General features: G+C 66.7%; 15 protein-coding genes. 7 read left to right on the top strand and 8 right to left on the bottom strand.

Annotated features, from left to right (window positions below):
- Positions 1-37 precede the first annotated feature (37 nt).
- Positions 38-703 carry a ricin-type beta-trefoil lectin domain protein gene (locus AAF604_10920; protein ID MEM7050167.1) on the top strand — a complete coding sequence of 222 codons (666 nt, stop codon included), beginning with the start codon at positions 38-40 and terminating at the stop codon, positions 701-703.
- A 39-nt stretch (positions 704-742) separates the two neighbouring features.
- On the opposite strand, the gene AAF604_10915 is transcribed toward AAF604_10920, so the two are convergent.
- Genes AAF604_10915 through AAF604_10905 form a run of 3 tightly spaced genes read right to left on the bottom strand, consistent with a single transcriptional unit; the run spans position 743 to position 3,897 of the window.
- A complete protein-coding gene (locus AAF604_10915; GenBank protein ID MEM7050166.1) occupies positions 743-1,144 on the bottom strand; it encodes a hypothetical protein in 402 nt (133 codons plus the stop codon).
- A gap of 15 nt (positions 1,145-1,159) precedes the next feature.
- Complete coding sequence (gene rrtA, locus AAF604_10910) at positions 1,160-1,801, bottom strand: rhombosortase (GenBank protein ID MEM7050165.1); 642 nt, start codon at positions 1,799-1,801, stop codon at positions 1,160-1,162.
- Positions 1,798-3,897, bottom strand: a complete 2,100-nt coding sequence (locus tag AAF604_10905) for a VIT and VWA domain-containing protein (GenBank protein MEM7050164.1) — start codon at positions 3,895-3,897, stop codon at positions 1,798-1,800. The genes rrtA and AAF604_10905 overlap by 4 nt, the downstream gene beginning before the upstream one ends.
- Before the next feature lie 199 nt (positions 3,898-4,096).
- Here AAF604_10905 and AAF604_10900 point away from each other — a divergent pair, with 199 nt between their 5' ends.
- From AAF604_10900 to AAF604_10875, 6 genes are all read left to right on the top strand, one after another.
- Positions 4,097-5,662, top strand: a complete 1,566-nt coding sequence (locus AAF604_10900) for a sigma 54-interacting transcriptional regulator (protein MEM7050163.1) — start codon at positions 4,097-4,099, stop codon at positions 5,660-5,662.
- Positions 5,659-6,987, top strand: a complete 1,329-nt coding sequence (locus tag AAF604_10895; protein ID MEM7050162.1) for an MFS transporter — start codon at positions 5,659-5,661, stop codon at positions 6,985-6,987. Before AAF604_10900 ends, AAF604_10895 begins: the two co-directional genes overlap by 4 nt.
- Positions 6,984-8,330, top strand: coding sequence for a 1-acyl-sn-glycerol-3-phosphate acyltransferase (locus AAF604_10890; GenBank protein ID MEM7050161.1), 1,347 nt, complete (start codon positions 6,984-6,986; stop codon positions 8,328-8,330). Before AAF604_10895 ends, AAF604_10890 begins: the two co-directional genes overlap by 4 nt.
- A 48-nt stretch (positions 8,331-8,378) precedes the next feature.
- Positions 8,379-8,774, top strand: a complete 396-nt coding sequence (locus AAF604_10885; GenBank protein ID MEM7050160.1) for a nuclear transport factor 2 family protein — start codon at positions 8,379-8,381, stop codon at positions 8,772-8,774.
- 111 nt (positions 8,775-8,885) lie between these two features.
- The gene (locus AAF604_10880; GenBank protein MEM7050159.1) at positions 8,886-10,208 is read left to right on the top strand and encodes a hypothetical protein; all 1,323 of its coding nucleotides are present in this window, start codon (positions 8,886-8,888) and stop codon (positions 10,206-10,208) included.
- Positions 10,209-10,495: 287 nt separating this feature from the next.
- Complete coding sequence (locus AAF604_10875) at positions 10,496-12,286, top strand: alpha/beta fold hydrolase (GenBank protein ID MEM7050158.1); 1,791 nt, start codon at positions 10,496-10,498, stop codon at positions 12,284-12,286.
- Positions 12,287-12,395: 109 nt separating this feature from the next.
- Here AAF604_10875 and AAF604_10870 read toward each other — a convergent pair whose 3' ends face one another.
- From AAF604_10870 to AAF604_10850, 5 genes are all read right to left on the bottom strand, one after another.
- Positions 12,396-12,695 carry an isoamylase early set domain-containing protein gene (locus AAF604_10870; GenBank protein ID MEM7050157.1) on the bottom strand — a complete coding sequence of 100 codons (300 nt, stop codon included), beginning with the start codon at positions 12,693-12,695 and terminating at the stop codon, positions 12,396-12,398.
- A 117-nt stretch (positions 12,696-12,812) separates the two neighbouring features.
- Positions 12,813-15,743, bottom strand: a complete 2,931-nt coding sequence (locus tag AAF604_10865; protein ID MEM7050156.1) for a TonB-dependent receptor — start codon at positions 15,741-15,743, stop codon at positions 12,813-12,815.
- Between the two features lie 385 nt (positions 15,744-16,128).
- Complete coding sequence (locus tag AAF604_10860; protein MEM7050155.1) at positions 16,129-17,454, bottom strand: hypothetical protein; 1,326 nt, start codon at positions 17,452-17,454, stop codon at positions 16,129-16,131.
- 215 nt (positions 17,455-17,669) lie between these two features.
- Positions 17,670-19,664 carry a prolyl oligopeptidase family serine peptidase gene (locus tag AAF604_10855; protein ID MEM7050154.1) on the bottom strand — a complete coding sequence of 665 codons (1,995 nt, stop codon included), beginning with the start codon at positions 19,662-19,664 and terminating at the stop codon, positions 17,670-17,672.
- A complete protein-coding gene (locus AAF604_10850) occupies positions 19,661-21,550 on the bottom strand; it encodes a hypothetical protein (protein MEM7050153.1) in 1,890 nt (629 codons plus the stop codon). The genes AAF604_10855 and AAF604_10850 overlap by 4 nt, the downstream gene beginning before the upstream one ends.
- Positions 21,551-21,558: the final 8 nt, after the last annotated feature.

Here is a 21,558-nt window from a genome sequence, read left to right as displayed (position 1 = left end):
GCCTCGGAGCTCTGTCACCGATCAAGGAGTCATCGTCATGAGAACGCAAACCGTGATCCCTGCCCTCGCCCTGTCGCTGATCGCCCTCGCGATCCTGATGGCAGCCACCGCCCCTGCCGACGCCCAGCAATACCGTCAGATTCGCAACGTCTACAGTCAAAAGTGTCTCGACGTCGAAGGCAACAGCCCCCATGCCACGGCCAACGTCCAGGTCTACGGTTGCCACAACGGCGGCAACCAGCAGTGGGAGCTGGTGCCGCTCGGCGGCTCCGCCTACCGTCTGCGGGCCCAACACAGCGGGTTCTGTCTCGAAGTGATCGGCGGGTCGTCACACCCCAATGCCAACGTCCAGCAAAACTTCTGCGGTTCCGGGAACCGCCAGATCTGGGACCTGCTCTTCAACGGCAGCGATTTCTTCCTCAAGAATCAGCGCAGCGGACTCTGCCTCGACCAGCGCCTCCATGGTCCGAGCGACAACGTGCAGCAGTACCCCTGTCATTATCAGACCAATCAACGCTGGGTCGTGCCGGGCCTCTGCCCCTTCGGCAACTGCGCGACCTGCAACTACGACGGCATCTGCAACGGCAGCGAAACTGAAGCCACTTGCTCCGACTGCCACGCCGCCTGCGACAACGACGGCTTCTGTGAGCTCGACGAGACCGAGAACTGCGCCGACTGCATGATCGAGTCACCGTTCGACTGATCGAGCCTTACTGCCACCCTTGCCGCGGGCCGAGGGGGCCTAGTCCGTCCCCTCGGCCTGCTTCGCGGCACGTCGCGACACCATCAGCTCGAAGCCGCGCAGGATCACGAAGGCCACCAGCGCCACCAGAAAGACCACCAAGAGCAGAATCGCCAGACTCTCCAGGGAAGACTGGAAGGCCCGCAAACTCTCGAGCAGCCAGCGATCCCGGGTCAGCCCGCCCATCCCGTCGGCGAACTTCTGCAGGTGGTAGATCGACACCCCGCCGGAGACCCCGATGACATAGATCGCGAACTTGACATAGCGGTGCCAGGCCGCTGCCAAAGACTCGCTGACCAGAGCATCGAAGATCTTTCGGAGCGGCCGGTCGAACACCCGGGAAACCACCAGACTGCAGCCCAAGGACACCGCCACCGTCGCCAACAGCAACCAGACGAACATTCGCTTTCTCCCTTCTCAAGAGGCGCTGCCTCGAAGCTGCCGGGAAACCCAGGACAGCCGGCGGGGACGGCCAAGGGCGCGCTCCGTCTGCGACCGCGAGAAGCCCACCGCCAGCCCAACCGCCGCACCCACCCAATGGGCCAGCGCCACGGTGACGAAACCGGCATCCACGGCGGCGACGAAGAGCGTGCCTCCGGTGGTCATCTCCCAGGCGATCTTGGCGCCCAGCAAGAGCAAGGCGATGCCGCCGACCAGCCGCGCTCGGCCACCGCGACGCACCAACGCCGCCGCCACGAAGGCAAAGAGGGCGGCATCGATGCCGGAAAGGCCGCGATAAAGGCGCAGCCCCGGCTCGGCGAACCACACCGCCAGGGAGATGGCGACGGCCGAGGCCAACAGGACGACCGGCAAGCGGCGCCGGTCGAGCCGCAGCGCAAGAGCGACGAGCAGGGCGAAGGCCACGCCGTCCCACAGAGCGTGGCCCCAGGACCAATGGGCGAGGTGGCCGGTCACCAGGCGCCAGACCTCACCCGCCGCGATCCGCCGACGGTCGTACTGCAGGGCATCGGCCCACGCCGGAATCGCCTGCAGAACGAAGATCCAGGCCGTCCCATGGAGGGCGAGGCCGCCCTCCCAGAGATCCCTCAAAGGTCTCACCACGGCCCCTCGCTGGGACGCTGACGCAGCGCCCAACCGCCTGCCCCGACCAGCAGCACCAACACGAACACGGTCAGCGGATCGAGGGCCCCACCCCCGACATCGAGGTCCCAACCCTTGCGTTCGCTGGTCGCCGGAGGCGAGCTCGGATTGGGCACCGCCGAGGCGACGTCACGGCGAGCCGCGATCTGAGTCGGCGCCGCCTCCTTGGCCGCCGGATCCACCGGCCCGATGCCGGAGGCGGCGCGCTGGCGGAGGCTCTCCAGCTCGGCCCGAATCTCGGCCTGGCGTTGACGATCACGCCCCAGACGCCGATCGTTGCGGCGCTCGATCTGCCAGCGCTGGTACTCGGCATCGTTCTCCAGCACCAGGAAGGAGGTGTACTCGGTGACGATCGAGAAGTCCTCGCCGAGGCGCACGATCTCGTCGACGACGGTATCCCGGCTGCCCTTGCGATCGGCCTCCTTCTGCAGGCTGCGCACCCGGTGCCAGGCCCACATGCGCTCGATCTCCGGCCGCCCGCCGGGATACTCCGGCAGCTCGATCTGCAGCTCCTTGTCGAGCATCTCGCCCCCCACCACCCCGGAGAGGCGCAGAGTCACCGGACCCCCGCCGCGATAGCGGCCATAGATGCGCAACGGCTTGCCGTAGTAGAGGCTCGGCAAACGGGCCGGCTCAATGTCGTAGAGGTCACCGCCGGCGAAGCTCAGCTCGAGGTCGGTGGCCGCTGGCCGGGTGAGCTTCTGCTGGAAGGCGCGCGCCTGGCGCTCGAAGTCGGCGCCGCGGGAGACAAAGGCCGCCAACCCTCCGGCGTCCTCGGCGAGCTGCTCGAGAAGCGGCCGGTCGACCTCGTTGCCGACCCCGATCGAAAATACCCGGGTGCCTGCCGGTCGCTGGCCGATGAGCTGCAGGAGCTGGGTGCGCTCGCTCTGGGCCGACATGCCGTCGGAGAGCACCACCACATTGAGCGGCCGGTCGGCGGCCTTGTAGCGGTAGGCCGCTTCCATCGCCGGCTGCAGGCGGGTACCACCACGCGCCCGGCGCTCGCCGAGGAACCGGTTGGCCTGGCCCAGGGACCCTTCCTCGACCGCCTCCAGCCGCTGAAAGAGGGCGGTGGGAGCCAGGTTGAAGCTCATCACCTCGAAACGATCGTTCTCACCGAGGGCCTCGATAAAGGCCGCCAGGGACTGGCGCGACAGGCTCAGCTTGCCCTCTTCGCCCATACTGCCGGAGACGTCGAGGACAAAGACATAGTCCATGCCTCCGACCTGCTCGGCAAGCTCTTCACCAGCGGTCAGGCTGAGCTGAAAGTAGCCATCCTCGCCGTCCGGCCGCGAGGTCACCAGGTCGAAGCCGGTGCGCGGCCGCTCGACCTTGAAGGCCAGCACCAGGTCGCGCGACAGATCTCCGCCGGCGGCCTCGAGGCTCGCCTGGGCGAAGTGAGCGCTGGGATAGGCCACCACCACGTCGGAGCCGTGGCTCGGGCTGTCCAGCTCGACAATGGGGATCTCCGAGCGCACGTCGAGGTCGAGGGCAAAGCGCCCATGAACCCGGGCATCGACGCCCGGTCGCGAGACCGTCGCCAGCGGGTAGACATAGGTCGCCCAGCCGGCATCGGCATCGAGCTCCTGGTAGTAGGTCACCTGCACCCGCTGCTCGGCGCCGGCGGCGATCGGGAAGATGCGCATCTCGAAGGTCTTGTAGTCGACCTGCTCGAGCAAGCCGGGGTCGCGCCGCACCCGCTTGTAGCTGTTGTAGATCTCTCGCGCGCGCTCCTTCTCGAGCACCTCGCCGACCATCTCTTTGCCTTCGATCCACATGGTGAAGCCGGCCACCGAGGCACCCTTCGGCACCGGGAAGGTGTACAGCGCCTCGACCGCCCGGCGCTCCGTGTTGCGGAACACCTGGGTGACCTCGGTCACGGCAATGCCGTTGTCGATGGTGACCCGGGCCGAGTGCTCCTCGATCTCGAGCACACCGCCGAAGCCGTCTTCGGCGATCAGCAGGCCGGCGCCTTGGGCCACCGGAACCCCGAACCAGACGAGGAGGGCGATGAGCAGCCCGCGAACGACATTGAAAAGAGTGCGATGGGTCATGACCAAGCCTCCGAGGAACCGGTGAGCCGAAAGCGACTCACCGCCCTCTGCCTCAGAGCGAGGTCCGTGCCAGCGCTGGTCTACGCCTTGCAACTCCTTTCTTGACAGGGCTTAAGGCTCAAGAGATCACGGTTACCGCCAGTCGAGGAGATTGCACTTGTTGACACTCAGAGAACATCACCTGTACATTCGATGTACGATGCCACTCTTCACACCCCAAGAGCGCTCGGTGGCCGAAGCGCTTTCCGAGCTGACCCACTGCAATCCCTTCCTGCGCCAGCGCATCGCCTGGGAGAAACAAGCCCTGGGAGACGAGTTCGTCGCCGCCGATGCGGTGTGGATCGCGCCGCCGGGGGCCGAGCCGGACCGCCCCAACCTGCTCGCCCTCGAGCGCCGCGTCACCGACCTGGTCCACACCGTGCGCCAGCGTCTGGCGGACGGCGAGAAGGGCAGCGCCGCCGACCGGCGCCTCTACGCCGACCTGGTGCTCTACCACCTCTACTACCGCCACCAGCGCTCCTTCGTGGAATCGATCCTGCGCTCCGAGGGCAAGGGCGCGGCGCGCCTCGAGGCGCCCTTCTACCGCACCTTCGCGCAGGAGCTCGAGGACCTTCTGGGCCCCGCCGGCGTACCGCGGGAGGGTCGCCTGGCGCCGGCTCACCTGTTCGCCTGCTTCTTCCAGGTGCGCCGCGCCTTCCACTACATCCACCGCCACATCCTGGGGCGCTCGATGCCGGCGGCGCGGCTGCGGGCGCGGGTCTGGGAGTCGATCTTCACCCACGACCTGCGGCGCTTCCAGACCTCCCTCTACGATCGCCTGGGAGACATCACCACCCTGGTCACCGGCCCCTCCGGGACCGGCAAGGAGCTGGTGGCGCGCGCCATCGGGCTGTCCCGCTACGTCCCCTTCCAGGCCTCGAGCGGCGCCTTCGAAGAGCACTTCCAGGAGTCGTTCTACCCGCTCAACCTTTCGGCCCTGTCGCCCACCCTGATCGAGTCCGAGCTCTTCGGTCACCGCCGCGGCTCCTTCACCGGCGCCCTCACGGACCGCACCGGCTGGCTCGAGATCTGCCCGCCGCTGGGCACCGTCTTCTTAGACGAGATCGGCGAGATCGACCTGCCGATCCAGGTCAAGCTGCTGCGGGTGCTCGAAAGCCGCACCTTCCAACGCCTCGGGGAAACCGGCAGCGAGCATCGCTCGCGGCGCTTCCTCGGCAAGGCGGTGGCGGCGACCAACCGCGACCTGGCGGCGGAGATGGCCCGGGGCGCCTTTCGCCAGGACCTCTACTACCGGCTGTGCTCGGACACCATCGAGACACCGTCCCTGGCGGAACGCCTCGACGACGATCCGGCCGAGCTCGGCGACCTTCTGACCACCCTGGCAGCGCGCCTGGTCGACCCAGACGATGCCCCGGCCCTCGCCAGCGAGGTCCAGGCCTGGGTGGAGGAAAACCTCGGCCGCGAGTATCGCTGGCCCGGCAACGTGCGCGAGCTCGGCCAATGCCTGCGCAACGTCCTGATTCGTCGTGACTACCGACCGGCGAAGGTGACCGCGCCGAGCGACCCCCGGCGTGCCCTGGCGGAAGAGATCGCTCGCGGCGACCTCTCCGCCGACGAAGTCCTCGGCCGCTACTGCACGCTGGTCTACGCCGACGCCGGCAGCTATCAAGCGGCGGCCCGCCGTCTCGGCCTCGACCGCCGCACGGTGAAAGCCAAAGTCGACCCCCAGCGGCTCGAAAACCTGCGACAATCGGCGCCGTCATGACCAACCCAGCCTTGCGGAACGAGGCCGCTCCGGCGGTGCGCCGGCGAGAGATCGTCGGCTGGGCGATGTTCGACTTCGCCAACTCGAGCTACACCACCCTGATCGTCACTGTCGCCTTCAGCGTCTACTTCACCAAGCTCGTCGCCCCCGGTGATCAGGCCGACTTTCTGTGGGGCCTCGGCATCCTGATCAGCAACCTGGTGGTGATGGCGACCTCACCGATCGTCGGTGCCACCGCCGACGACTCGGGCCGCAAGAAGTTCTTTCTCGCCGCCACCTACCTGCTGTGCGTCGCCGGCACCGCCACCCTCTTCTGGGTCAAACCGGGCCAGGTCACCCTCGGCCTGACTCTGTTCGTGATCTCCAACATCGCCTACGCCATGGGTGAGAACCTCGCCGGCGCCTTCCTGCCGGAGATCTCGACGCCGAAGAACATCGGCCGCATCTCCGGATTCGGCTGGGGTCTGGGCTACTTCGGCGGCCTCGCCTGCCTCGCCGCCTGCTGGCCGCTGCTGGCCGGCGGCTTCACCAGCGACAACGTCGACAACCTGCGCCTCGCCTGGCTGGTGACCGCCGCCTTCTTCCTGATCAGCGGGTTGCCGACCTTCCTGTTCCTGCGCGAGCGCGCCCCGCGGCCCGCCGCCTGGTCCTTCGTCGCCTCGGCCCGCGCCGGCTTCGGCCACCTCGCCGAAACCGCCCGCGCCATCGGTCACTTCACCGAGCTGGTGCGCTTCCTCACTGTCTTCTTCCTGTTCTCCTGCGGGCTGATGACGATCATCGCCTTCGCCTCGATCTTCGCCGAGCGCACCCTCGGCTTCACCTCCGGCGAGCTGATCGTTCTGTTCATGGCGCTGCAGCTCTTCTCCGCCGGCGGCGCCTTCGTCTTCGGCGCCATCCAGGACCGACTCGGTGCCCGAAGCACCATCCAGATCAGCCTGGTGCTGTGGATCGCCGTCTCCGTCGCCGCCTACTTCTGCCAGACCAAGAGCTTCTTCTGGGCCATTGCCATCGCCGCTGGCCTCGGCATCGGCTCCCTGCAATCCGCCTCGCGCGGTCTGGTGGGGCTGTTCTCGCCGGTCGCCAAGAGCGGCGAGTTCTTCGCCTTCTGGGGCCTCGCCGGCAAGGGCGCCTACATGCTGGGACCCTTCGTCTTCGGCGCCCTGTCGTCCTGGTCCGGCTCGCAGCGCATCGCCATCCTCGCCAACGGCCTGTTCTTCGTTCTCGGCCTGATCGGCATGCAGTTGGTGCGCGAGGAGCGCGGCCTCGCCGCCGCCAGCGCCTGGAACGAGCGCGCCGAGGGGGCGTCGACGAGCCCGACGCCATGACTCGCACGGTACGCCTTCTCCGCTGGCTCGATCGCCTGCTGCTGCGGCTGTTCTTCCGCCGCATCGAGGTCGAGGGCGCCGACGTCTTGCTCGACGATCGGCCGCGGGTCCTGATCGCCAACCATGTCAGTGCCCTGGTCGATGCCATGGTGCTCTTCGGCACCCTGCCGCGCATTCCGCGCTTTCTCGGCAAGAGCACCCTGTGGAACATCGCCCTGCTGCGGCCGTTGCTCAACGGCGCCCGGGTCATTCCGATCTACCGGCGCCAAGACCAGGTCGACATGAGCCGCAACGCCGACACCTTCGCGCGCTGTCACGAGGTGCTCGCGGAAGGCGGCACCGTCGCCCTGTTTCCGGAAGGCACCAGTCACAACGAGCCGGCGCTGCTGCCCCTCAAGACCGGTGCCGCCCGCATCGTCCTCGCCGCGGAAGAGAAGTTCGGCCCCCTCGACCTGCGGGTCGTGCCGATCGGCCTGATCTTCGACAACAAGGGGAAATTTCGCTCTCGGCTGCTAGTGCGAGTGGGAGAAGAGATCGACCCGCTGGCGATCGTCGCCGATCAGGCGGACGATCGCGCGGCGGTGGCAGCCCTCACCGAAACCCTGTCCCGGGGCCTGGCGGAAGTCACCCTCAACTTCGATAGTTGGGACCAGGCCCAGCGCATCGCCCGCGCCGTCGAGATCTTCGAGCGTCGCGACCCGGACCTGCCCCAGGGCAGCGAGCTCGGTCGTACCTTCGCCGCCCGGCGAGCCTTCCTCAGTGGTTATCGCAAGCTGGTGGAGCGCTACCCGGAGCGCGTCGCCGAGGTTGAAACCGCCGTCGCCGGCTACCAGGCCTTGCTCGAAGAATCGGGCCTGCGAGATCGCCAGGTGGCGGCGCGCTACCCGCTGCCCTCGGTCTCTCGCCACCTGCTGCGCAGCGCCTTTCGCATGCTGGTGCGCCTGCCCGTCGCGATGGTCGGCACGCTGCTCAACGGCCTGCCCTACCTGGCGGTTTCGATGATCGCCAGCCGCAAGAGCGACGAGGACCAGCTCGCCACCTACAAGATCTTCCCAGCGCTGCTCGTCTACCCCATCGCCTGGCTGATCGAGGCCGCCGCCGCCGGCTTCCTCTGGAATGGCTGGGCCGCACTCGGAGTCGCACTGCTGGCGCCCCTCACCGGGCCTGGAGCTTTGCGCTTCCACGACGACCGCACCCGCCTGCTCAGCGAGACTCGCGCTTTCCTCAAGCTCGGCACCCGCCGCGGCCTGGCCGATGAGCTGCGCCACCGCCGGGGCCAGGTACGCCAAAAGGTCGCCGAAGCGGTCGAGCTCTACCGCGCCGTCTACGAGCTCGAAACCTGAGAAGCCCAGACTTGGAACAACCCTCCCTACTCGGAAGGATCGCCGACCATGGAAGAACTGCGCGCCGTCACCGAAACCCTGCTCACCGCCCTCAAGGAGCGTGACGCCGAGACCCTCGAGCGGCTGCTCGATGCAGACTTCAACTCCCTCGCCACCAGTGGTGAGCATCTCGGCCGTGAGGCCTATCTGCAGGCGACCACCCAGGGGCCCTATCGCATCGTCGAGCTCAAGCTCGAGATGCTCGAGATCGAGCACTGGGGCGACACCGGCATCGTCGCCGGCATTCAGAACGCCAAGCTCCAGCTCCCCAATGGCGACGGCGCCAACTCCCGGGTCGCCTTCACCGATGTCTTCCGCCGCCGCGGCGAAGACTGGAAGCTGCGTCTGGTCCACTGGACCGAAATCGGACCGGACCCGGACGCGGCGCGAGTGCTCGAGATCTGAGCCCGGCGCCAGAGCGGGCAACGCGGCCCTCGCACTGACGTCATCGATCGGAAATACCCTCGGTATAGAATAAAGCGCGCCGATCACAAAATACTTCTCGAAGGAGTTGTCGTGCTTTCGAAGCAGAGCGGATCGAAGCTGCTGGCCGGGCTGATCTTCGTCGTCGTCTCCACTTCGGTCTACTGGGCCCAGGCCCCCGGTCCGGTCTTCCAGATCAGCGACGATGACTTCGGCCTCGACTTCCAGAGTCACGAGCGCCCCCATATCGCGGCCGGCACCAACGGACGCTTCGTGGTCGCCTGGGAGAACTCCGGTGACGACGGCTACGGTTACGTCAATCAGATCGCGCGGGTGCGATCCTTCGAGGCTCCCGACACACCTGCGGGACCAGGCTTCCGGGCCGGCTTCAGCGACGGCTACAACCAGCCGCCGGACATCGACAGCTACCTCGACCCGGAAGACATCGCGATCAACGACGACGGCGAGTTCGCGGTGGTTTGGAGCGAGAACACGAATCGCCCCGGTCACAACGAAGTCCGCATCCGAGTCTTCGATGCGATGGGCGATCCGGTGTTCTTCCGCTATTTCGAGGTCAGCGAGCCGCGCGACTACGATGACCTGCGGTTCTTCGCCCGCAGCTCTCTGACCACCGACAGCAACGGCGATTTCCTGGTGGTCTGGGACGCCGGCTTTCCCTCGACCGCCGGTCGTCGTCTTCTGCAGCGCCGGATCGAGCCCGACGGCACGCTACCGGGCGATGAAATGCCGGTCGCGACCGCAGCCCTCCCCAGCCAGACCGACGCCGAGCTGGCCCGCATCTCGAACCTCGGCCACGTCGCCGTTTGGGCCGACTCTTCGAGCGGTGCCGGCGACGTCAAGGGCCGGCGCTTCGCCGCCGATGGCACTCCCCTCGGCAGCGAGTTCGATCTCGCCGTCGAAACCACCGGAGTGCAGCGAGCTCCGGCCGTCGCAGCGCAAGAGAACGGCGCCTTCCTGACCGTCTGGGAGCACTTCGCGGTAGGCGCCCAACAGATCATGGGTCGCTTGTTCGATCCCAGCGGCACTCCGCTGGGGCCGGAGATCGCGCTCGACGAATCGGCGACCGGCCTCGCCATCCAACCGCAGGTCACGGCGATTCCCGGCAATGGCGGCTTCGTCGTCACCTGGCAGCGGGACACCGATCCGCCCCGCGTCTTCGTCCGCCAGATTCTCCCCAACGGCCGGCCGGCGGCGCCTCCCGAAGCCGTCGGCGTGGACGCCACTGAACAGAGCAACCCCGACGTCGCAGCCCTCGACAACGGTCAGTTCGTCGTCGTCTGGGACGACAGCCCGTCCCTTTCCGATGTTTTCGGACAAGCCCATCCCACCCGCACCCTGTTCCTCGACGGCTTCGAGTCGGGCAACCTGGACGCCTGGTCGGCGACGATCCCTTAGGCGCAGCCAAGCACCGCAACCAGGGACCGCAGCCAGGCACGGTAGTTAGACACTACGGGAAATGACAAGGAAGCTTGACTTCCCTTATGCCGTCGAATACGCTCAAGAATGTCAATCAAACTTGTCTCAATGACAAGCATATAAGACATCTCCCGGAGCGCTCGAGATCGCTCTTCGACTGCGAAGGAATGAACCCTCTCGCGCTGGCGTAGAAACAAGCGACGATCCGCTCGAAGAGCTCCGAAACGATGCGTCCCAAAGTTGCGGGGCCGCAAGGAAGGAATACGATGAAAAATCTCCTCACCCTCACCGCCGCCTTGCTGCTGGCCGGCGCCGCCCTGGCGAGTGAAAAGTCCGCCACCGGTTCCTGGCAGGGCGCCATCGAGCTGCCCAACGGTGAGCTCGGCATCAACGTGCAGCTCGACGCCGCGGCCCAAAGCGGCACCATCGACATCCCGGCTCAGGGCCTGAAGGGCTTCGCTTTGTCGAACGTCAAGGCCGAAGGCGAATCCGTTCACTTCGAAATGGCCGGCGTTCCCGGCACTCCGACCTTCGACGGCAAGCTGTCGGCCGACGGTGAGACCCTTTCCGGGTCTTTCACCCAAGGACCGCAATCCCTGAAGTTCTCCCTGGCGCGCAGCGCCGCCGCCGCGACCGAGCCCCCGCAGGAGACGGTCGCCGAAAAGGGCATGCCCGGAGAAGGAGCCGAGGGTAACTGGAAGGGTACCCTCGACCTCGGCCAGGTGCAGCTCCGGCTCGGTCTCGAGGTTGGAGCCAAGGACGACGGCGCCTTGATGGCGACCCTCGACAGCATCGACCAGGGAGCGAAGATGCCGGTCGACGAGATCACCTTCGAGGACCGCAAGCTGAGCTTCACGATCCGGGCGATCAACGGCTCCTACAACGGCACCCTGAACGCCGATGGCTCCGCCTTCGAGGGCACCTGGAACCAGGGTCGCGAGCTCGAGCTGACCTTCTTTCGCATCGAAGAAGCGATTTCTCTGGTGCGGCCGCAGCACCCGGAGCCCCCCTTCCCGTACCAAGCCGAAGACGTCACCTTTCGCAACCAGGCGGACGACGTCGAGCTCGCCGGCACTCTCCTGACGCCACCCGGCGAAGGCCCCTTTCCGGCGGTCGTCTTCGTCTCCGGCTCCGGCGCCCAGGACCGCGACGAGCAACTCATGGGGCACAAGCCGTTCCTGGTGATCGCCGACCACCTCGCCCGCCACGGCATCGCCTCACTGCGCTATGACGACCGCGGCGTCGGCGGCTCAAGCGGCAGTCACATGGGCTCCACCGTCATCGACTTCGCCGAAGACGCCGCCGCCGGCGTCGCCTTCCTCGCCCAGCAGCCCAGCATCGACCGCGGCGCCGTCGGCATCGTCGGTCACAGCGAGGGCGGCCTTTCCGGCCCGATCGTCGCCACTCAGAGTGAAGAGCTCGACTTTCTCGTGCTCCTGGCCCCTCCCGGCGAAGCCCTCGACAAGCTGCTCGTACGCCAGACCGGCGACGCCCTCCGCCTCAGCGGCGTTTCGCCGGACTTGATCGAGCGCGTCACCGCGACCCAGCCGGAGGATCTCGCCCTGGTCAAAGACGAGAGCCTCGACCGTGAGGCGCTGATGGCCAAGATGAGGGAGCGCAGCGAGGAGCAGCTCGCCACCCTCTCCGAGGCGGACCTCGCCGCCCTTGGCATCACCGACGACGCCATCGAGATCGGAATCCGCCAGACCAGCACCCCCTGGTTCCGCTCCCTGATGCGCCAAGACCCGGCGGTCTACCTCGAGCAGCTCGAGCTGCCGGTCCTCGCCCTCTTTGGCGAGAAGGACGTTCAGGTGGCAGCCCAGGTCAACGCCGAGATCTTCGAGAAGACCTTGACCAAGGCCGGCAACCAGGACTTTCAGATCGAGATCTTGAAAGACCTCAACCACCTCTTCCAGCACGCCGAAACCGGCGCCGTCGCCGAGTACGGCACCATCGAAGAGACCTTCGCGCCCCACGCCCTGGAGCAGATCAGCGATTGGATCGGAAAGCGCTTCGGGAAGGCAGCCGGCGGCGCCGCGGAGGGCAGCTCGCACTAAAGGCCAGCCCGAGCCGAACGAGAGAAGCCGCGGGGAATGAGCGTCCCCGCGGCTTTCTGGTACTACCGCGATTCTGGCGATCGGTGCCCTGGCACCTCACGCCACGAACTCAAACCACCAGCAGGCCATCGGTGCCGCCGAAGCGGTTGGGCACTGCGCGGTCGGCTTCGGGGTCGTCGAGCCACTGGCTTTCGTCGACCAGGTAGCGGAAGCGGTACTCCTGTTCGGCATCCACCGACAGGGTGATGCTGAAGGTGCCGTTCTTGCGCCGCACGAGGGTGTGCTCTTCGGGGCTCCACTCGTTGAAGTCACCCAGCAGGGCGACCTTTTCGCCGGTGACTTCCTCCTGCGGCAGGCGGAAGGTCACGCGGCAGGCACGACCGGATTTGCTATAGCTCTTCTTGATCACAACTATCTCCTGAACTTTTTCTGGGATTCTTCCCGGAGAGAACCCGGGCCGAGGCCCGGATCATAACGAAATCCGGGCCTCCTGTGCCTGCCGGCCGTGACGAAGTGGTCGCAATGGCTAGAAATCGATTCGCAGGCCGAACTGGAAAGCCCTCGCCGTGCGCGCGACGTTCGGCACCAGGAAGTTGGGCGTGCCCTCGCGGGTGCCGCCGGCGGTCGTGAAGTTGACCCGATCGGTGGCGTTGAAGACGTCCGCCAGCAGGCTCACCTTGAGCTTCTCTCCGATCGGGATCCGGTACCGGAAGCTGAGATCGACTTGCAGGAACCCCGGGTTCTCGGCACCGTTGAGACCGCCGTCGAAGGAGACGTCTTGGGAGCGGCCGAGGCCGGGGTCGCCGGCGTAGTCGCCGCCCGCCGCCGGAGCGCGGTTGCCGTTGTCGAGGCGCGCCGAGTTGTCGAGCACGGTGAAGCGGTCTCCGGAGAGATAGCGCGCCACGCCAGAGATGATCAGCCCCTCGCTCTGGCGCCAGCCGGTCTTGGGCACCAGGTACTGACCCGAGAGCACGATGTTCCAGTCGCGATCGAAGAGCGCCGGTTGATCGTTGCGCCGGTCCCCCAGGTTGAGCCGCGGTGATTCTCCGAGGAGGCGGCCGGTATCGAAGTCGAAGCCGGTTTCGGTGCGGCTCTGAAAATAGGCGAAATCGCCGGGATCGCCGTCGTAGTTGCCTTCCCCTTCCGAGTAGGTCACCGCCAGGCGGCCGCCCCAGGTGCCGTTGAAGCGCTTCTGCAGCGATCCCTGGATGGCGGTGTACTCGCGCTCTCCCAGGTTGAAGATGGTCGTGATGTTGTCGAGCTCGACCGGCTGGCCGTCGAGGACACTGAGGTTCGGGCGGCCGCCCTGGGCGGAGGAGAACGGATTGAGGTCGCCCCGCACCAGGGCATCCTTGTTCTCCGCCCGCACCAGGTCGACGGTGGCCGCCAGGCCGGGTACGATCTCGTGCTGAAATCCCAGACTCACCGTATCCGCATAGGGCTGCTGTCGCGCCGGGTTGTCGACCGTTGGGGCACGATTGATCAGGCTCCCGGCACCACCCTCGATCATCGCGATCAACAGGTCGCGCAGCTCGTCGAGGGTGGTGACGCCGTTCGCCTGGGCGAGGTCGAAGAACCCTTGCTGATCGGCGCCGGCCGACGGCAAGCGCTGGAGGAAACCACTCGACAAGCTGACCGCATCGAGAAAGAAGTCGTCGTAGAGAAACAGCGGCAGGCGATCGTAGAAGCGCCCGAAGCCACCCCGGATCACGGTTCTGCCGGACTCCGTCGGCGACCAGGCGAAGCCCAGCCGTGGCGCCACGTCACCACCATCGGTGACGCTCTCCTCGTCGTAGCGCAGGCCGAGGTTGAGGACCAGATCACCGCTGATCTTCCAGTCGTCCTGGATGAACAGCCCGGTGACGTCGTTCTTGGGGATCTCGGCGGTCTGCGGCCCGGCGACCCGTACCGTGAAGGCAAACGGGTAGGTAGAGACATCGCTGGGATCGAAGGGCCGGTCGACGTTGAAATCGAACTCCCCCTGCGCCGTGCCGAAGTTGCTGAACTCTTCCTCACGCTCCGAGTACTGCACCCCGAAGCGCAGGTCGTGCTCGCCATGCCAATCGGGAAGCCAGAGGGAGAAGGTGTCGTCGAACTGCAGGGCGCGGTTGACCCGCGCCTGGGCGACGGCGCTCGAGCCCAGGTTGATTCCCGGCCGATCCTCCCGCACCGGCTGATTGCGCTGCGCCGAGAAGCTCTGACCGTTGCCGTTGAAGGCCGGGTTGGCGAAGGCGACGTCTTCCTTGGTGAAGGCGACGCGGGCGATGTTGAGGGCGGAATTTCCGATCACGGTGTCGAGGGAAGCGATCCAGTTGGAATCGGTATCGTCCTCTTCGCGCGAGGTTTCGAGGGTTTCCTGACCACCGATGATCTGGTTGAACTGGGGCGACTCCTCGCGCAGATAGCGCACCGCCAGGTGATAGCTCGGCGTGAGCTGATAGTCGACCTTGACCAGGAAGTTCTCGAGGGAGTTGTCTTCGCTGGTCGAGAAGTTCTTCTCCGGTCGCGCCACGAAGGACCGCACGATGCCCTCCTGGTCGCTGATGTCCTCGAAGTTGACGAAGAAGTGGGCCTTGTTGCGCACGATCGGGCCTCCGACGGAGACCCCGAGGTTCTCGTAACTGGTGTCTGGGCGCTCGAGGTTGTTGACCTCGGTGAAGAAGTTCTTCTCGTTGTTCGAGGAGTCCTGGAGATAGCCGAAGAGGGCTCCCGACCAGTCGTTCGAGCCGCTCTTGGTGATGGCGTTGAGCACCCCTCCGAGGGCACGACCGAACTCAGCATCGAACTGTGTGGTGAGAACCTGGAACTCCTGGATCGCCTCGATCGAGGTGCGGGTCTGGGCGCCGGCGATGGCGCCGATGACGTCGTCGTCGTTATTGGCACCGTCGACGTTGAAGGAGTTGTTGAAGTCGGTCTGGCCATTGACGAACAAGGAGTCCGAGGAGGTCGACTCGGTGTCCGGAGAGGGCGTCACGCCGGGCAAAAGACCCGCGAACAAGAGGGCGCTGCGGTTCTGCGTCGGCAGCACCTCGAACTCTTCGCCGGTGATCGTGCCACCGATCTCCTTCGACTCGAGCTCGATTATGGGGGCCGCCGCCGTCACCGTCACGGTGTCCTCGACGGCGCTGAGCTGGAGCTCGACATCGACCCGCGCAGTCTGGCCGACGAGCAGCCGAATCCCCTTCTGATCGCGTCCCTGGAAACCCTCGAGCTCGAACCGGATCCGATAGTCACCGGGCTTGAGCCCGTGCACGATGTAGGTACCGGTCGCCGCCGTCACCACCGTTCGTTGCCGACCGGTGGCCTCCTGGGTCGCGGTCACCAGAACACCCGGCAGCGCCTGCCCTTGGGCGTCGGTCACCCGGCCGGTGAGATCGGCGTTGGCGAACTGTCCGCTGGCCGAAGCCGCGGCGACGAACGCCGACAAGACGATCAAAATGCCTGTGCGAAGTTTCATTGCTTGCCTCCTGGCCCCTGAGTTGGTTCGAAGTGGTCGCCATCGAGACACCAGGGCACGGGACTGCGATTCCCGAACCGTGACGACGAGCGGTTCGAGGCCTTCGAGCTGCGGCCCGTGCCGCGAGTCCAAGAATCAGCAAGCAGGTGGGGAGCGCGTCGGGACTCGGCGCCAGAGGAGCTCGGCACGGGGCACCCTGGGATCGCGCATTCCCAGGATCCGCCAAAGAACTACCGGATGACGCCGAAGCATAGAGGCACCTCTGAGCTCAAATACATTTACTATCATTAATTTGAAATATTCTATTAATTGTACGAAATTTGCCCCGCGTGGGATTTGCGCATCGCCCCTCCACCTCCGAGCGGCGGAGTGAGAGAACGAACGATCAGCGGTTGCGAGGAAACTCGTTGATCCAGTGGAAGCCGCGACCGGGTAGCTCCATCTCGTCGAGGGCACGGGTGGCGAGACGAATCTCGACCGCCTGCCCCCGCCACCGACCGATGAGCTCCAGAATTCCAGACTCGGGCTGCCGCCAGCGCAGGACGTCGAGCAGGGCGCGCTCATCCTCCGGCACGGCTTGCAGGGAGGCGGCCTCGGGCGGCAGGAAGGTCATGGTGCGCTCGCCCTCGTCGAAGACCAGGCGATGGCGCGCGAGGCGGCCGTCCATGTTCTGTACCGTGACCATGCCCGGACGCTCGGTGCCTCCCCAGGACATCGGCCGCGGCCAATCGATCACCAAGGCCCGCCAGCGGTTTTCGTCGGTCAACAGGGGCGGCACCTCTGCGCCCTCGGCAACGAACGACACCACCTCATGAATGCCCCAGAGGTCGGGCTTGTCGCGGCCGTCGCCGTACTCCCGGTAGAGGGATCCGGAGCGCTCGATGCCGGTGTAGATCACCGTGCCCACCAGGAGCACTCCGAAGGCCGCCAGGGCGAGGCGGCCACGGCGCGAGGCGATGCCCAGGCCAGAGCCTCCGGGCGAGCGCAGAAAGAAGTCGATCAGGCGCCGACGCTCGAGCAGCAGCAGGCCGATGGCCATCGCCAGAAGGTGGCTCGAGTAGAGCTTGACCGGCACGTCGTAGCAGTAATTGATCATCACGACATTGGTCATCACCGCCGTCAGCACCGCCGCTCCCAAGGTCCGCGTACGGCGAAAGAACAACAGCAAACCGCCAAACGCCTCGCCAGCGCCGGCGAACACCGTGTAGACCGGCGACTGCCCCATGAAGGTCCACACCAGGCCCATCGGCGAGGAGTCGCCATAGGGAGTCAGCAGGCGATGCAGGCTGGGGCGCGGGAACTGCGAGGGAATCAGCTTGGCGAAGCCGTACTCGAGCATCACGACGCCGAGGTAGAAGCTGACTCCGAGGGCGAGCCAGCGCCCGGCACGACGGTAGTTGCGCGGTTGGCGATCGACCAGCGACCAGACGACGGCAATGGCGAGGGAGACCAATCCGACCAGTGCCACCAGCAAATAGGCCAGCGTGGTGTCGCCGCTGCCGGTCGTGCCGGTGTAGATCTCCCCCTCGATACCCACCACCCGCTGCCCGAACCACACGCCGGCCTTGGTCCACAGAGAACGCACCGCCTCGCCGACGGAATCGCCGAGGTACGGCAGGCGGTCGAGGGGGAACGGCAGGGTGTAGAGCAGAGAGTAGGCCAACAGCCAGCGAAACAAGAAACGCTGGGGCAACGAGAGGGCAGAGTGCATCGATCGAGTCCTTTCGCCTGCGGCGGCATTCCTGATCGCCAGGTTGCTGGCGACCGGGGATGCCACCGGTCCGGATCGGAGGGGTTCCTAACCGGTATACGGAGCTCGCAGGCGGTTTCCGCCAACCGTTCTGGGCCGCCGTCCTGGGCCGCCGGCCCGAAGTGGGCCGGCTCACGGCGCGGGACATCCCTGGTTCGACCACTACCCTCCCGCTCTCAACCTCCCTCGGGGACGGCGAGGGCCGCCGCCAGGCTTTCGCCGGTGAGATCGAGATTGCGGTTCAGGTACTCCACCAACTCGGCGTCCGCCGGCGGGCCGATCGCACCGCCCAGGTGATGTCCCAGGAAGCGCTCGACGAGGTGCAGGTAGGCCCTTCGCAGCAGGCGATGATCGAAGCCATGGCCGGCTCGTCCATCGACCAGCAGGCTGACGTCGTGGTCGCGGTCGTGCAGTGCCGCTGCATAGTGGCGGACATCGGCGACCGCCACCTTGACATCACGGGCCCCGGCCAGGACGAGCAGGGGGCGCTCGGTCTCGCCGACATGGGCCAGCGGCGAGCGCTCCTGCATCGCCTGCGCCGTCGCCGGATCCTCGAAGTCGAAGAAATACCGCCGCAGCAAATCCTTGAGCGGTAGGCCGCTGGCGAAGGTGGCCTGGTCGTCGTACTCGCGAATCGTGCGCACGAGGTCGATCGGCGGCGCCGAAGCGATGCCGACGCGGAACTTGCGGGGTGTGAAGGCGAGCCCTCCGAGGGTCGAGAAACCCCCGAAGGAGTGACCCATGATTCCCACCCGCCGGGCGTCTCCGATTCCTGACGCGAGCAGATGATCGACGCCCTCGACGATGTCCTGCTGCACTCGCCCATCACCGAAGTCGGCGCCACCGGCCAAGGTGTAGAGCAGACCGTAGCCGGTCGACGCCCGGAAGTTGGGCTCGAAGACGGCATATCCCCGGCTGACCAGGAACTGCAGATGGGGATCCCAGCCGGGGCGAACGTGATTCCAGGGGCCGCCATGGACCTTCACCACCAGCGGAAGATCGGCCGGATCGCGCCCCGCAGGCAGGGTGACGAATCCGTGGAGCTCGAAGCCGTCGCTGGCGCGGTAGCGCACCGCGCGACGCCGCACCAGAACATCGTCCGGCAGCGGGTCGCCGGCGGCTCGTTCTGCGCCGAGGACTTCTCGCAGGCGATCCATCGCCGGTTCGTAGACGAAATGCCGCGGATGCTGTAAATCGTCGCCGAGCTCGATCAGCCACCAATAGCGCCCGGCGGGACGCGGCTCGATCACCAGATTTCTGCCGGCAAAGCGGCGCTGCAACGCCTCGACAGTCGCCGCCAGAGCCGGATCGAGGGCATAGCTGCGCATCCGATCGGTATGGTGAACCGCAAGCAGAGGGCGGCCGGTTCGCGGCTCGAGCTTGACTCGCGCCAGGTCCGCGAAGCCGAGAGGATCGCGGTGCAACAAACGTTCGGCACCGCTCTCCCCGTCCACCTCGGTAATCGCCCACAGATCCCCCTGCCAGCGCCGCCAGACCAGAAGCCGATCCGCGGCAGCCGCCGTCAGCAGGCCGCAAGCGCTCCGGAACCCGCAACGCAGCAGCTCCGGAGCCGCGGGCCGCGCGCGCCGCACCACCTTTTCCAGGCCATCGATCTCTTCGATCCAGTGCAGCGCACCGTCGCGGTTCACGAGGAAGTCCGAAATCCGCCGGTCTCCCTGCCAGAGCACCTCGCGACGACCGTCGACGAAGACCCTCGCCAACCGGAAAGGCGGTTCCGTTTCGGTGACCAGAACCGCGCCCGGAACCACCGGGTCGGGACCGCGGTAGTGCTCGTCCCGGCCTTCCTCGAGGCGGTAGAAGACGTGGGGACGCCCGCCATCGACGGGAACGTAGGCCAAACGCTGGTCCATCTCGACCACCAGCCCGGCCCCGTCGGCGGACCAGGCCACGGCCGACAGAGAGCGCGCTGCCAACAGGCGATGGCGCCGTTCCGACTCCGCCTCGAGCAGCCAAACGCTGCTCCCCTGCGCCTCCCGCATCACGAACGCCAGGCGGTCGCCACTCGGCGAGGCGACCGCCGAGGACACGACGGATCGCGCCAGGAAGCGCTCCGCCGGCAACAGCTCCGCCCGGGCCGGCTGCGGCGCCCATCCGACAACGCCCAACACGACGCCGACGAGGACGGACCCGAGCCACCACTGCCGGCTCAAGACGCCGCCTCGCGCAATGCTCCCGTCCTCGGCAGCCAGCGGCGTCGGGACGGAGCTTCCGATTCGCGCCGCGAGGTCAGGAAGAGAAAGCTCAGCAGCCCCGGAAGACCGGTCAGGAAGGCGACCAGGGTCCAAATCCACCGCGCCCGCGAAGTGAGCTCTCGGCGCCGCCCCAGCCAGCCGGCCAGGAGGGCCGAAGCCAGCGCCACCGCCAACGCCGCCGGCCACACCCCGGCCGGCAGACGGCGGTCGATCAGCTCCGCGGGCAACACGCGATTCGGGCGCCGCGGTGCCGCCGCCGACCAGGCGAGATCGTGGAAGGTGCGCAGAGCAGGAGAGACGACGAAGGCGAAGAAGCGGGTCTTGGCGCTCATGCCGACCCGCAACGGTCGCTCGGCGACCACCTGCCAGGGCCCGTCGAGCAGCACCTCTCCCACCACCTGGCGAGTCTCGGCGAAGCCGTGGTCACTGCGCCGACCGCTCAGGAATGCGACTCCCCAACCGTCGACCAGCTCGGCGACGTGGGCCCCGAAGAAGTTGTCGAGGGACGTCGGCAACGGCACCGCCGCCCGCGCCACCAAGGACTCGTCGTCTCGTCGCGGAGTGAACAGGTAGAGCTGTTGGTCGGTGAGCAGAGCCGTCACGCCGGCTTCGTGGGTCGGCCACGAGACCAGCTTCTCTCCGGCCGGGGCACGCCAGCGGGGCATCAGCTCGCCGCTGTCCGAATCGAGAGTCCGCAACTCCTGGGACGTGATCACGAAGGACCCGGCCACCACCGGCACCTCAGAGAAGGGTTCGAGATCCGTGGGCAGATCGCCCGGAGCGCCCGAAGCTCCGAGCCAGCCGGCGGCATCGCCGGTGCGGGCTTCGATGCCGGCAAACACCATGGCGTCGTGGCGAAAAGTCCAGAGCAGGCCGCGCTCACGGTCGATCAGGGGCGCAGGATCGCCCTGGAACATGAGCTGTCCCCGGACCGGACGGCGCAGGATCCGGGGCGCGACCCACTGCACGTCCGCCAGCTCGATCTGACGCGCCAGGAACTTCGCCTCGGCGCCCGCGGCCTCGGCGAGGCCGTGGGCAAAGCCCTCCTTCTCCGGCAGGGTGAGAACCCATGGGTAGCTGCCCTCGCCGTAGTAGTCGTTCCAACTGAACGTCGGGAGCCCCCGCAGTCCCGCCTGCTGAGTGATCACCACCATCGAGTAGACGAAGTTCGCGCTGATCAGCAGGAGGCCGAGAAAGGCATACTGCAAAGGCAATGCGGTGGCCACCAGGGCGACCGGGCTCTCGACATGGGTGCCGAGGTTGGGCTTGAAGGCCGACGAAACCACCACCAGAAGCCAAAACAGCACCAAGGCCATGGTCACGAAGGCCCAACCACCCACCGCCCCCGGGGCGAGGAAGAAGGCGGGCCAGCACAGCACCAGCGCGGCAGCACGACTTCGGCTCAGCAGCACAAACTGACCGCAGAGGAAAAAGGCCACCGCGACGCCGTAGAGAAACGGCGTCATCAACCAATGGCGGCCGTCGAGGCCCTGCGCCGAGCCGACATCGAGAAACAAGGTCGCCAGCGCCATCGGCAGCGCCAAGGCCAGCCCGAGGATCACCGTTCCGGCGATGGTCAGGGCCGCGAAGATACGGCGCGGCGACAGGGGCCGATGAACCAGGTAGGCCCACTGGTTGGGACGCCGATAGGGACCGATCTGAAGCATGCCGAAGACCAGCCCGGCAAGACCATAGAAGAACACCCCGACGATCAGCTTGGCGGTCGACGGCGAGAACAGATCGGTGAAGGTGGCGAGCAAACGGAGCGCCACCAGGTGAGAGATTCCAAACGCCAGGACCAGGGTGCGGAAGCGACTCAGCTCACTCAGGATCAAATGCCCCATGACGATCT

The organism is Acidobacteriota bacterium, from assembly GCA_039028635.1.
Lineage (GTDB): Bacteria > Acidobacteriota > Thermoanaerobaculia > Multivoradales > JBCCEF01 > JBCCEF01.
This window is presented reverse-complemented; position numbering and strand designations above follow the sequence as displayed.